The sequence below is a fragment of the Candidatus Baltobacteraceae bacterium genome, assembly GCA_036488875.1.
Lineage (GTDB): Bacteria > Vulcanimicrobiota > Vulcanimicrobiia > Vulcanimicrobiales > Vulcanimicrobiaceae > JAFAHZ01.
On the sequence record DASXGW010000012.1, the window covers coordinates 106,577 to 119,080 of the forward strand.

A 12,504-nucleotide genomic window follows, 5' to 3' on the forward strand; every position below is an offset into this window, starting at 1 on the left:
GGCTTTCGGGTAGAGCCTTAGCGTCCCGGAACAACTATCGTGAGCACTAGTTACCGCGCCACCTTCACCAGCGATCCACGAAATGCGTCACTCGCACGTAGGAGCATCGCGAGTTTTGCCTGCGTGTGCGGCTTCTCTGAAGAAGAGGTCGCGGACATTCGATTAGCGGCTGGAGAAGCGCTCGGCAACGCGGTCGAGCATGGAAAGAGCCCTCGCTCGAGTGGTTTCTCGGTGCGCTGCACCTTCGACGGCGATCAGCTCGTGGTCGAAGTGCGCGACAACGGTTCCGGCTTCTCGCCCTTCGACGACGTTTCGACTCCGCCGATCGATCGCGAACGCGGTCTGGGCATTTATTTAATGCGTCGTTTGATGGACGACGTCTCGTACTCGCACAACGGCACGCTCGTTCGGCTGGCGCGTAAGCGGCAGGCCGAGGTCGATCAGACCGTTCGAGCGATCTTCGACTAAGGCTTCGCCGACGCGATCTTGCGCTGCAACAGCTGCAGCGCCGCGCGCAGTTGCGCGTCCTTGTCCACGTCGCCGAATCGCGCGTCGCGCGGCTCCTCGACGCGCACGTCGGGATCGATGCCGCGTAGATTGATGTCGCGATGATTCGGCGTCAAATAGTGCGCCGTCGTGATTTTGATCGCCGCGCCGTCCGGAAGCGGGGTGAGCGTCTGCATGACACCCTTGCCGTACGTCTTCGTTCCGACTAGATCGCCGATGCCGTCGTCCTGCAGAGCTCCGGCCGTGATCTCCGACGCCGACGCCGTATATTGGTTGACCAGCACCGTAACCGGCAACCCAATCGTCGCTTGATTGTCGGCCTCGATCGTCGTGGCGTGCTCGCCGCGCTCCTCGACGGTCACGAGGGCTTTGTTGGCGATGAATCGCTGGCTGATTCGCAGCGCCGAGTCGACGTATCCGCCGCCGTCGTTGCGCAAATCGAACACGAGCGCGCGGGCGCCTTGATCCTTGAGCCGCGTGATCGCGGTATTGAACTCATCCGGCGTTCCTTTTCCAAACGCCATCACCCACACGTAGCCGACGTCACCCTGCAGCATGCGGAAAACGACCGTCGGCGGCTGGACTTCCTCGCGCTTGATCGAAAACGCGAGCGGTTGCGCGTCACCCTGACGCTGCACGTTCACCGCGACGAGCGTTCCGGCGCTTCCGCGCAGCAAACGGCTGGCGTTGTCGACCGTCATGCCTTTCACGACCGTCCCGTCGATCGCGATAAACACGTCGCCGACGCGCAAACCGGCGTGCTCCGCGGGCGTCCCAGGAACGACGTACGTTACGTGCACGCTACCCGACGCATCGTCGGCCGCGATCATGACGCCGATGCCGCTGATCTTTTCCGGATCGAGTGCATCGTTGAACTGCCGAAACTGTTCGGGCGTAAAGAACTGCGTGTAGCGATCGCCGATGGCGTGCGTCATTCCCTCGATCGCGGCGTAGGCGAACTCGGTGACCGGGGCGTGTGCGGAATCGGCGGCCGATGCGATGGCGGCGTCGAGCTCGGCCATGATTTCGTCGTTTTGTCCGTCCGCGCGCAAGGTCGCGGGCTGGATCGTCGTGCCGTGTTTGCGGGCCGCGGCGACGAGCGCGTCGGAAGCGGCGGCCAGCAGCGTCTGCGGATCGACGGGATCGTAGTAACTCGACGTCAGGAGCCGATAGCTTTCGTGAACGTCGGCGGCAACCGGACCGGGAATCGGTTGGTCGGGCGCCGCCCCCAAACAAAAGAACAGAGACATGGCAAACGCGGCCATCGGCCGCGCTGCGGAAAAGGTTCTCGTCATCGCTATTCCTCTATCGGCCAAACCCAAGTCAAGCTGAGGCTACGGCGCGGCGCAGGCGTTCCATCATCGCCGCGCCGAGCCCCGTCTCCGGCAGCGGCTCCGCGTCAATGCGCGACGGTCCCGCCGCGTCGAGATCGTGCATACACTCAAAGAAACGAGCGGCCGCCTCGCGTAGTTCGCCGCGCTCGGATAATACGCGTACGTGGGCGTACCCTGCGGGGGCGTCGCGGAACGCTAGTGCCGCCGCTCCCGCTCGGTCGTCCGACGGCACGGCTGCGAACTCGACGATCCGAACCGGGGTCGCGGGGGCGTAGTGTTGCGGGAGCCGGCCTGGCGAAAGCGGCGACGCTTCGCCCTCGGGCTCGGAGAGGGGACCGGCGACCGCTTCGATCTCCTCGACCGCAATGGCGCCGCGGCGCAGCAGTTCGGGCCGAGGGGTGAGGCGTACGATCGTCGACTCCAAGCCGAAGTCGCTGGGGCCTCCGTCGAGGATGAGATCGGCACGGTCGCCCAACATGCGCGCGACGTGCTGCGCACGAGTCGGACTCAGGTAGCCGAATGGATTGGCACTTGGAGCTGCCAGTGGCCGGGCGGCAAGCTCGAGCAGCGCGCGAGCGACGGGATGGGCCGGCATGCGAACCGCGACGGTCGGCAAACCCGCGGTAACGATTTCCGGGACCTCCGGGCGTTTGCTCAGCACCAGCGTAAGCGGCCCGGGCCAGAAGCGGGCCGCAAGCTCCGAGGCCGCGGGTGAGATGTCGGCTGCGACGCGCCGGAGCATCGCTTCGTCGAGAACGTGAACGATCAGCGGATCGAACGCGGGCCGGCCTTTGATTTCGAAGATGCGTGCGACGGCTTTCGCGTCGAACGCGTCGGCGCCGAGCCCGTAGACGGTTTCCGTCGGAAAGGCGACCACGCCGCCGGCGCGCAGCAGCGATGCTGCGCGGTTTAGGCTTTCGGCGTTCGCGTCGACGACGGGCACACCGTTATTGAACTACGTAAACCGGAACGATACCTTTGATCAGCGAGACTTTGATGACGTCGTTCGTCTTCACTTTGTTGAAATCGATGTTGCTGCGCGCGATCAACGTCGTCTCGACGCCGTTCTGCATCACGACCAGAACGTGCTGCGAGTCTTGCACCTTCTCGACTTTGACGACGTAGGTGCCGTCCGGAATCAAACCGGAATCCACCGTTGCGGCAAACGATGCGACCGGCGCGATGGCCGCAGCAGCGAACAACATGGTGGCAGCGAGCTTCTTCAAACGATCCTCCGAAAAACGAAGTGAAACTGTTTGGAGAGCATGCCTTCCGCGCACACGTCGCGGATACGACCGAAGGGGCACCCCTCCGGCCAAAAAGCCGAACCTTTACAGAAAGCGCCTTGCAGCGCCGGTTAAGACGGAACTCTGAGTTTCCCCTCGCCCATGAAGACGGCGCTGCCGCCGACTTCCACGGCGCGAAGGTCGTTGCCGTCCCACGCGAGTTTGACGTGCAGCACCGACCGCCGGCCCATCGCCACGCCTTGTTCGGCCGTGAATCGCTCCTTGCGCTCGAGCTTGTCGTGTCGTGCCAGATAGGCGTAGAGCGGACCGGTGGCGCTTCCGGTCGCCGGGTCTTCGGCGATGCCGAACATCGGCGCGAACATGCGCGCGTACGCGCCGTCGCTGGACTGCGCGAAGCAATAGGCGTCCACGATCGGGGCCCAGGGCAGCAGCCGGCGAATCGCGCTCGTATCGTAGATGGCTGCGTCCACGGCCTCCTTCGATACCAGCGGCACGTACAAGAAGATGTTGCCGGCACCGGCAAACTCGCACGGAAGATCGTCGCGCACGTCGCCGGTGTCGAGGCCCAAGATGGCGGCGGCGTCCGGCCGGCTGACGGTGCCGCCGAACTCCACCGGCGGCGTCGTGAGCCACGCGGTGGTGGGCTTTGTGCGCTCGACGCGGATCGCCACGTCGCCGATCTTTTCGCGCAGCACGAACTCCGTTTCGTTCGGTCCGATCCACCAGAGGTGATCGACGAGGGCGATCGAGGCACCGACGGTAGGGTGTCCCGCAAACGGCACTTCGGCCAGCGGCGTAAAGATGCGCAGCGATGCGACGACGTCCTCGGCCGGCGTCAAGAAGACGCTTTCGGCGAGATTGAGCTCGCGCGCGACGCGCTGCATCGTCGCGTCGTCCAGCGCGGCATCGGGAAATACTGCGAGTTGATTGCCGGCAAACGCCACGTCGGTGAAGACGTCGAACAGCATGTACCTCACTTCGCGCATATAAAGTTGACTCTAGTTACCTTTCAGTGATGCTTGGTTTGCCAAATGGGTCTTAATCACTAACGGAAAGCTCATGCGCTACTCAGGCGCTAGCTGCATCCGCCGATTTACTATATGCTCTAACGGCTCTATGACTCCGGACAGATCATCCGCTTTCGCGCAACCGCGGACCGCAACCCACGACGCCGGCACCATCGAAGGGGCCGCGCCGCTGCGCGTTCCGGTGGTGCTTTCCGATTTCCAGCGCGTCCAGCTTACCGAGCCCTGTCCGCAAGACGAGCTCAAGCGCATCCAAGTGCACTTCATGACCTTGGCGCAGTCCGCCAAGCGCGGTTTGACCTCGGCGACCGAGCGCGAGGCGATGGGCCAAACGATCGCCGATCGCATGGAACGCTTCGGAACCTCGGCCGAATACATTGCGGCGCGCCAGGTCAGCGTTTTGAGCTCCTACTTCGTCAAACACATCGACGGCGCGACGGGAGCGGTCGCGCAATACGGCGGCTTGCGCACGCCGACCGGCGAAATGCTCGACGCCAGGATGTCGCTCTTCGAAGACACCGCGGAGACCGTTTTCGAACGCATCTACGCCGAAGCCACGGCCGCGCCCGACGATATCGTGCACGTCAGCTGCTCCGGTTATCTCTCGCCCAGCCCCGTACAGACCTATTTGTCTAAACGCAGCTGGTATCGCACCGGGGTCACGCATTCGTATCACATGGGATGTTACGGTGCGTTCCCGGCAGTTCGCACCGCGGTCGGCCTAGTCGGCTCGTCGTACTCGTCGCTTCCGCAGCCTAGACGGCGCGTGGATTTGGTGCACACCGAGTTTCTTTCGCTGCACTTCGACCTGCTCGGCGAAGCGCCCGACAACTTCGTTACCTCGACGCTGTTTGCCGACGGTTTCATCAAGTACACCGCGTCGCCGCAGGCCGAGTTCGCGCGCACCGGCAAGAGCGGACTGCAGGTTCTGGCGATCGAGGAACAAATTCTTCCCGCTTCGCTTCCGGAAATGACCTTGCGCCCGGGACCGTTCCAGTTCGACATGTCGCTATCGAAGAAGGTTCCGTTTTTGATCCGCGACAACGTCGGCGATTTCGTGACGTCGCTCTGCGGCCAAGCCGGCCTCGACTTCGAGAGCGCAAAAGGCGACATGGTCTTCGCAATTCATCCCGGCGGTCCGGCGATTCTCAACCAAATCCGCAACAAGCTGGGCATTGACGAATCGCAGATCGCATTGAGCCGTCAGGTGCTTCGCGATCACGGCAATATGGCTTCGGCCACCGCACCCCATATCTGGCAGCGCATCGCCGAATCGCCCGAGATTCCGGCGGGGACGAAGGTCCTTAGCATGGCCTTCGGACCCGGGCTGACAGTAATCGGGGCCATTTTCGAAAAAGTCTAGGAGCTCGATGGCCAGTAACGATACGAAGCCGCAGCGCTTCTCGGTTCCTCCTGCATTCTATTGGGGCGTTCGCGGCGTGCACGCCGGTGCCGGATTCTTCGTGGGCCTTGGCAACCTGGAGTCGAAGCTGCTCGCAGGCAAGCTGCGCGGCGCCGCCATCGACCGGCCGATTTATATCTGCGGCCTTCCGCGCGCGGGCACGACGATCTCGCTGCAGATGCTCAGCGAGCATCCCGACGTCGGAACGCACAAGTACGCCGATTTCTTGATGCCGTACGCGCCGTACGCCTGGAACTGGATCTTTCCGAAGGTACCGGTCAACACGATGAAGGAGCCGGTCGCGCGCATTCATCGCGATCGCATATCGGTTACCCGCGATAGCGTCGAGATGGTCGAAGAGATTATTTGGGACAGATTCTTCGATCTCTACGACGAGTCGCAGCCCAGCACGCTCGACGCGACTACGTCGAACCCCGCGTTTGAAAAGTTCTATCGCGAAAACATCGCCAAGCTGCTGCTCGTGCATCGTCGCTCGCGGTACGCGTCGAAGGCGATTATGTGCGTGTTGCGGATGCAGTACATCCGCAAGCTCTTTCCAAGCGCGCGTTTCCTGCTGTACGTTCGCAACCCGGTCGACCAGATAGCCTCGATTCTCAAACAAGACCGCATCTTCGACGAAGTAGCGGCCAACGATCCGCGGCAAATCGAGATTCTCGAAATGACGGCGCACCACGAGTTCGGTTCGCATCAAGTGCTCGCCAACGTCGGCAACGGGGAGCAGATCCGCGAGATCCGCGCGATGCTCGACGGCGGCGACAAGGTTCGCGCTCGCATTCGCATTTGGGCGTACATTTACGACTACGTGCTGCGGCTACTCGCGGCGGATCCGTCGCTTCGCGAGGCGGTCGAGGTCGTACGGTACGAGGATCTCTGCAGTACGCCTTCCGAGACCATCGATCGCATCGTCGCACATACCGGGCTGGCCGAAGAGCCGTTCCGCGCGACGCGCGCGGCGTACGTCGAGAAATTATCGTTCCCAGACTACTACAAGCCGAGCTTCAGCCCGGCCGAGCTGGCGGACATCGTCAACGTTACGGGCGACGTCGCCGCCAAGTTCGGTTACGACGTCGAAGCGCTCGCGGCGAGGAGCGGCGCGCCGGCGTGAGCGTGCTGTGGATCGCGCTCGCGGTCGTCGCCGCGCAGCGGATCGTCACAGTGATCTACTCCGCCGGCAATACGAAGAAGATGCTCGCCGCAGGCGGCGTCGAGGTTGGCAAGGCTCAATTCCCGACGATCGCGTTGGCGCAGTTCGCGTGGCTGGCGAGTATGGCTATCCTCATACCGGCGCACGGGAATCCCAACTGGTGGATTCTCGGCGCCGCGGCGATGGTTGAGATCTTTCATTCCTGGGCGATCGCCTCGCTCGGACCGTACTGGTCGACGCGCGTCGTGCTCGTTCCGGGCGCGCGGCTGGTACGCCGCGGACCGTACGGCATTCTTCGACATCCGAACTACGTCGCCGTCTTGGCCGAGATCGTGCTGCTGCCGGCTGCGTTCGGCCGCTGGGATATCGGCCTTATCTTTGGGGCGCTGTACGCGTCGCTGATTCTGTGGCGCATTCGGGACGAGGATCGTCTCCTCGCCCCGGCGCGATAGCGTCCGTCGCAACCGCGAAACGCCGCTAGTACTCGTTCTCGAAGTTGATCACGGGTAAATCGGGCGGCGTGTGATACGGAGCGCCGACTTCCAGCCAAATCGCCGTGTGTGAGTAGAGCGCGATGGCGTTGGGATCGCCGAAGTACTCGGAGTAGCTGCTGGAGTACACGTACTGACTACCGTATTTTGCCTGGCCGATAAAGACGCGAACGGGCCCCTGGAACGGCCCCACGCCGTTGCTATTGACCGTCATGCCCCACACGTCCATGACGTTCTGCAACGTGAACATCGATGAGCTTTTCGGGGCGGTGCTGGGCGATTCGATATGGATCTTGCCCGACGCATCGTGCGTGTGGATGTAATAGAAACACTTCGCCGTGTTCGTAAAGCCGTTCGAAATCGGTCCCGGCTGGTACAGACCAATTTGATCGGGAATCGCGACCTGGTTGCCGTTGACGTAGAGGCCGAGGTAGACGTGGACGTGGTACTCGTTCACGGTCATGGTCGGCGAACACGGAATACCGTCAACGGTCTGGCTCTGTCCGCCGCTTGCCGTGTTGCCGTCGGGCGGTGTGAAGAGATTATCCTCCCCCACGACCTCGCCGTCATACAGCGAGATCCCCCTGGGCGGCTTCGGCGTCGCGGTGGGCTTGGGCGTGGGCGTAGGAGCCGGCGTGGGAGTCGGCTTAGGCGTAGGGGTCGGTTTCGGCGTCGCGGTCGGGGCAGACGTACCGGTTGGTGCGACGCTCGGCGACGGAGACGGCGACGCCGCATTCAGCGCGACGCGGGTCGCGACGATGCCGCGCGCCGCGGAGCCAAAACCGACCACGGTAACGTCTTGACCGACCGGTAGCGACGGCGGCGTTTTCGTCGACGACGCGAGGACGACGATCGTTGCCGACGAGCTGCCCGTCCGATCGAGTGAAAACCCCAGCTCGCTCGATGCCGCCACGCTCCCGGTCACGGTAAGCAGCGATGGAGCGGAGCGCCACACCGCAACGTAGCGCGCGCGGTCGGGTCGCTCGCCGTGGCCGACGACTTGCGCGAATTCGCCCTTATGCAAGCGGCCGCGCACGACCGTGTGCGAGGAGAGATTCACCGGAATGCGCCCGTCGTGCGTTCGAAGCACGAATCGATCGGATCCGACGTCCTCGACGATCCCGCGCAGCGAAACGACGGCCGCGGCGGTGCGCTCCGCGGCGGCACGCTCGGTCCCCGCGACTTGGGGTTGCCGCTCTGCCGGTAAGAGCTGGGTGCACGCGGCGAGTGCGCAGAGAGCGAATGGGGCGAGGCGCGGCATGCTTTCACTATAAAAGACGCGCGCGCTTCGGCGGAGAGCCGAACGTCCTAAGCGAAAGCGAGCGTCGTGAACGAAGCCGGCGCGGTGCGGTTAACGCACCTTACGTCTTGCGTGGGTTGAGCACCTAACCTCGACGCTCGCGTCCTCGCGCAGGTTCTGCGCGAACTGCCCGTCGCGGATGAGAACGTTTTCGAGCTCGATGCCGAGCGAGCGCTCGTCAGCGCAGTAGATTTTTCCACGCCCGTCGTCGACGATCCCTACGATTTCGGCCGCATCGCCGCGTCGAACGCTCTCAATCGCATCTACGCTATGGGCGCCACAGCGCTGTGCGCGGTTGCAATCGCCGCGTTTCCCGAAGATCTCGATGCAAACGTCGTCGCGTCGGTGCTGCGCGGCGGCGTTGAGAAATGCGCTGAGGCCGGGATCGCGGTCGTGGGCGGACACACGATCAAAGACGCCGTGCCGAAATACGGCCTTTCCGTTACCGGGATTGTTGCACCGCAAACGATCCTACGCGCCTGCGGCGGCCGGCCCGGTGACGTGCTCGTTCTAACCAAAGCGCTCGGCACGGGAATTCTCACCACTGCGCGGCACGACGATGCGATCGCGCAAGACGAGCTCGAACCGGCGATCGAATCGATGCTGGAGCTCGACGCCGCCGCAAGCGAAGCGGCGTTGCGTCACGGCGTACGTGCGATGACGCCCGTCGGCGTTTACGGTTTGCTAGCGCACGTTCGCGAAATGCTCGGTGAAGAGTTGGGCGCGTGCGTCGATGCGGGTACGGTTCCGCTATTTTCGCGAGCGCTGGCTTTGGCCGCGCACGATGCGATTCCCAGCGGCACGCGCGCCAATCTGCGCGACGCGCGCGCGGCCGGAGCGCGCTTTGCGACCGGGCTTCCGTTGGGACTCGCGGCGGTGTTGTGCGACATGCAAACGTCGGGCGGGCTCTTGATGGCGGTGCCGCCCGATCGTGCCGCCGCGCTTTTGGCGGATCTCCGCGCGGGCGCCGCGGCTTCGCGCGCGATTGGAACGCTGACGCAGCAGCGTGGAATCGAAGTCGTCTGGAGACCGGCCAAGCAATAACGCCGGGTACAGTCGACGTACCATGCTGCACGAAGCTTACTCGGATATCCGCGAAACGCTCGCAGACTTCGGACGCCACAACGGGCAGTGGGCGGCTGCGGCGATGGCCTACTTTACACTTTTTGCCGTTGCGCCGCTCTTCATCATCGTGGTCGAGATCGCGGGCGCGGTTCTGGGCCGGCATCAGCAAGTGCTCGACGCGCTCTACGGTTATCTCGCGCGCTCGGCTCGCCCGGAAGCGGCCAACGATATACGTTCGATCGTCCAAGCGACGTTCGCACGCCAGCACTCCGGACCGTTCGCACAGATCGTCGGTTGGGTGCTGTTCGTGTTAGGCGCGGTCGGTTTGTTCAGCGCGTTCCAGCACGCGCTCAATACCATCTGGGAAGTTCCGCTTAAGAAGAACGGTTTGGCCGCCGCCATTGCGAGCCGAGCGGTTTCCTTCGGCATCGTGGTGGTCGTGGCGCTGCTGCTCTTGCTATCGCTGCTGGTGAACTCATTTCTCGGGGGCGCCGAACAGGCGCTCGCGCAGATCGCGCCGTTTCTTCCGGCCGTTGCCAAGTTGGGGGATTACGTTCTTTCCATCGCGGTCATCGCAGCGCTGTTTGCCGTGATGTACGAGTACCTGCCCGACGTCAAGATCGAATGGCGTCACGTGTGGCCCGGTGCGGTCGTGTCGGCCGTGCTCTTCGTCGTCGGTCAGGCATTGTTATCGTGGTATCTCGGTTATACCGGCATGGCCTCGACGTTCGGCGTGCTCGGCGGCATCGTCGCGTTTTTGATCTGGGCGAACTACTCCGCGCAGATCGTGCTGCTCGGCGCCGAGTTCACGCACGTGTACGCCCGCCGGCACGGCGCCATTAGGCCGGCGCCGGCTTCCGCTGGTGTATCGCGAATCGGTTCCCTTCCGGGTCGCTCGCAAAGCACACAAAGCACACCGGAGTATCGTGCACCTCGCTAACCTCCACGCCGCTTTCACGCAGACGTTCGCGCATCGCCGGTACGTCGTCGACTTCGAACGCGGCTCCGGTGGACGCACCCGGTGCGTACCCCAGCGGCTCGCCGTTGCCCACGCCGAACGTCGCGTTGCCGACGTCGAACTCGCTCCAGTGCTCGCTGAACATCTTGCTGGGCTTTAACCCAAGCACGTCCCGATAAAACGCTTGGGCGCGCGGTACGTCGCGCACCGAGTACGCGAAAAATGCGATCTCTTTCACCATGGGTATCGTCCCAAAGCCTCCCACTGATCGTTACGAGTGTCGTTCCAGGCGAAAAAGCATTCTCCGAGCGCGCCGATCTTTCTGCTTACTTCGAGCGACGCGAGAATTTCCGTTGGTCCGGGAGGGCCGGCCGGACCGGCGGCCGTCTGCCCTCCCATGCTGATCGGAACGTCGCTGCCGGCTTCCCGACGCACCGTTGAAAACGACTCTCGAAGAATCGCGCGCACCTGCGCGGGCGTGGCCTTACCCTTGACCATTGCCCAATACGCCATCGGCTGCAGCACCGAGCTCGCGCGCGCGATCTGGGCGTACGGATACGATGCTTCGTCGAGATGCTCTAAATACGGATCTTCGACGTTCGTGACGATGAGATACCGCGGGCCAAGCGCTTGGCGAACGAGCGCGACGTATTGCCACAGCGCCGCAAGGCCCTCGGGCGCGTCGCCCATGAAATCGTCGCCGCGTTCGACGTCGATCGCCAGCCCCCGAACCGGCGTGCCGTTGGACGTTCGGTAGTACGCCGCGCGCACCGACGCCGCCACGTCCTCGAACGAGCGGTCGCGCGGCACCGTCCAAGCAATCGTGCCGATGCCGTGCGCGGCAAGACCGTCGACGATCGCGTCGACGGTGGGTTTGGCTTGTGGGGCGACTTCCCAGTAGGCTCCGTACGTGAAGCGCAGTTCGACGTAATGCAATCCGGCGCGCACCGCCTGCGCGACGATGGCGTTCGGATCGAGATGAGCGTAGTAGATGTCGTCGACCGGGTTGTCGGTAAAGAACAGCCACATCCCTTTGCCGTAGACGTTTGCGATCGACGTGCGCGGCGGGCCGGCCGGCGTCTCGACCTCCACTACGACGGGGCGCCGGTCGCGCCGGTACACCGCATAGCGGTACGCCCTCCCTTCGGCGACGGTCGTATCGAGGAATGCCGAACTGGGTTCGGAGACGATCGTGCGAGTGCGTCGTCCGCGCGCGTCGAAGCGATCGACGCGCACCGCGTATCGCTCGCGAGGAAACCACCCGATCGAAACGGCTCGCGGACCGAGCGCTTCGCCAACGACGCGCGGCTGCGGCCACCGCCGCGTGTCGGTGCGCACCGTCAGCGTCCCCAGCTTCGGCTGGTTTGCGTGCACGCGCATGCGCAGCGGTCCGTCGCGGTTAGTGATGAGAATCGCTGCCGGCTGGCCGAAACGCATGCGCGTTTGCCACTGAACGCGCCCGTCGCGCGACGTCCAGCTGAAATCGCTGTTGGCGAGGATCAGCGTTGGATTGCCCTGCCAGTCGAAGAACTTCGTAAGCACCAGCCAGCGCGCGTTTCCGTCGGGATCGAAGCCGAGCGGCTGCGTCGCAAGCGTCATGCGCGCCGGCGGCGCCCCGAGCAGCCCGGCCGGAACCGGCGTCGTGCGCGGCGCCGGTGCAAAGAACGGCGCGAGAAAGAAGCCGGCGAGCACCTAGACGCTATTCGGGCCTAGGGTTTTTTTTGCCGCTCCGCCCCTGCGGTCACCTCGATGCCCGCCTTTTCGTGAAGCACGCGAATTAACAACACGACGACGGCAAAGAAGAAAAGGATCGCTGCCTTGATCCATACGTTCAGCCGAGGGATCAACACCAGCCCCGCCGATACGTACGGCAGTATCGTCACCAGGTAGCCCGTGTACTCCTTGAACCAGCTCCAGCTGCCGGGCGGTGCCTCGACGTGCAGCTCCTCGAGCTTTTGTTTTGCCCTCATTGCCACGGCTTGGTTGTACCCCGCCGTTACTGTGGTTAAG

At 63.7% G+C, this 12,504-nt stretch carries 14 protein-coding genes; 6 read left to right on the top strand and 8 right to left on the bottom strand.

From position 1 onward, the window contains the following. The first annotated feature begins 39 nt into the window (after positions 1–39). Positions 40–468, top strand: a complete 429-nt coding sequence (locus tag VGG89_13500) for an ATP-binding protein (GenBank protein ID HEY1977564.1) — start codon at positions 40–42, stop codon at positions 466–468. On the opposite strand, the gene VGG89_13505 is transcribed toward VGG89_13500, so the two are convergent. The 4 genes from VGG89_13505 to VGG89_13520 all read right to left on the bottom strand — a co-directional run bounded on the left by VGG89_13505 (position 465) and on the right by VGG89_13520 (position 4,056). Further along, positions 465–1,802, bottom strand: a complete 1,338-nt coding sequence (locus VGG89_13505; GenBank protein ID HEY1977565.1) for a S41 family peptidase — start codon at positions 1,800–1,802, stop codon at positions 465–467. The two genes, VGG89_13500 and VGG89_13505, sit on opposite strands and share 4 nt — an antisense overlap. Positions 1,803–1,830: 28 nt before the next feature. Then, a complete protein-coding gene (locus VGG89_13510) occupies positions 1,831–2,784 on the bottom strand; it encodes an L-threonylcarbamoyladenylate synthase (GenBank protein HEY1977566.1) in 954 nt (317 codons plus the stop codon). A gap of 4 nt (positions 2,785–2,788) precedes the next feature. After that, positions 2,789–3,067, bottom strand: coding sequence for a hypothetical protein (locus VGG89_13515; GenBank protein ID HEY1977567.1), 279 nt, complete (start codon positions 3,065–3,067; stop codon positions 2,789–2,791). A 131-nt stretch (positions 3,068–3,198) separates the two neighbouring features. Next, entirely contained in the window at positions 3,199–4,056 is an 858-nt protein-coding gene (locus VGG89_13520; GenBank protein HEY1977568.1) for a PhzF family phenazine biosynthesis protein, read from the bottom strand. Positions 4,057–4,204: 148 nt separating this feature from the next. Here VGG89_13520 and VGG89_13525 point away from each other — a divergent pair, with 148 nt between their 5' ends. The 3 genes from VGG89_13525 to VGG89_13535 are packed head-to-tail and all read left to right on the top strand — an operon-like array spanning position 4,205 to position 7,132. After that, positions 4,205–5,476, top strand: coding sequence for a 3-oxoacyl-[acyl-carrier-protein] synthase III C-terminal domain-containing protein (locus VGG89_13525; GenBank protein ID HEY1977569.1), 1,272 nt, complete (start codon positions 4,205–4,207; stop codon positions 5,474–5,476). 7 nt (positions 5,477–5,483) lie between these two features. Then, the gene (locus tag VGG89_13530; protein ID HEY1977570.1) at positions 5,484–6,641 is read left to right on the top strand and encodes a sulfotransferase; all 1,158 of its coding nucleotides are present in this window, start codon (positions 5,484–5,486) and stop codon (positions 6,639–6,641) included. Continuing rightward, positions 6,638–7,132, top strand: coding sequence for an isoprenylcysteine carboxylmethyltransferase family protein (locus VGG89_13535; GenBank protein HEY1977571.1), 495 nt, complete (start codon positions 6,638–6,640; stop codon positions 7,130–7,132). Before VGG89_13530 ends, VGG89_13535 begins: the two co-directional genes overlap by 4 nt. A 25-nt stretch (positions 7,133–7,157) precedes the next feature. Here VGG89_13535 and VGG89_13540 read toward each other — a convergent pair whose 3' ends face one another. Next, a complete protein-coding gene (locus VGG89_13540; GenBank protein HEY1977572.1) occupies positions 7,158–8,432 on the bottom strand; it encodes a hypothetical protein in 1,275 nt (424 codons plus the stop codon). A gap of 165 nt (positions 8,433–8,597) precedes the next feature. Between VGG89_13540 and selD the strand changes: the two genes are divergently transcribed. Together selD and VGG89_13550 are read left to right on the top strand one after the other, a co-directional pair. Beyond that, positions 8,598–9,515 (top strand): selenide, water dikinase SelD, encoded by a 918-nt coding sequence (gene selD / locus VGG89_13545; GenBank protein HEY1977573.1) that lies wholly within the window; start codon positions 8,598–8,600, stop codon positions 9,513–9,515. A gap of 22 nt (positions 9,516–9,537) precedes the next feature. After that, positions 9,538–10,476: a YihY/virulence factor BrkB family protein gene (locus VGG89_13550; protein HEY1977574.1), complete on the top strand. Its 939-nt coding sequence runs from the start codon at positions 9,538–9,540 to the stop codon at positions 10,474–10,476. Here VGG89_13550 and VGG89_13555 read toward each other — a convergent pair. Genes VGG89_13555 through VGG89_13565 form a run of 3 tightly spaced genes read right to left on the bottom strand, consistent with a single transcriptional unit; the run spans position 10,376 to position 12,464 of the window. Then, a complete protein-coding gene (locus VGG89_13555) occupies positions 10,376–10,735 on the bottom strand; it encodes a VOC family protein (GenBank protein ID HEY1977575.1) in 360 nt (119 codons plus the stop codon). The genes VGG89_13550 and VGG89_13555 overlap by 101 nt on opposite strands. Continuing rightward, positions 10,729–12,186, bottom strand: coding sequence for a hypothetical protein (locus VGG89_13560; protein HEY1977576.1), 1,458 nt, complete (start codon positions 12,184–12,186; stop codon positions 10,729–10,731). The genes VGG89_13555 and VGG89_13560 overlap by 7 nt, the downstream gene beginning before the upstream one ends. A gap of 17 nt (positions 12,187–12,203) precedes the next feature. Continuing rightward, a complete protein-coding gene (locus tag VGG89_13565; protein ID HEY1977577.1) occupies positions 12,204–12,464 on the bottom strand; it encodes a hypothetical protein in 261 nt (86 codons plus the stop codon). Positions 12,465–12,504: the final 40 nt, after the last annotated feature.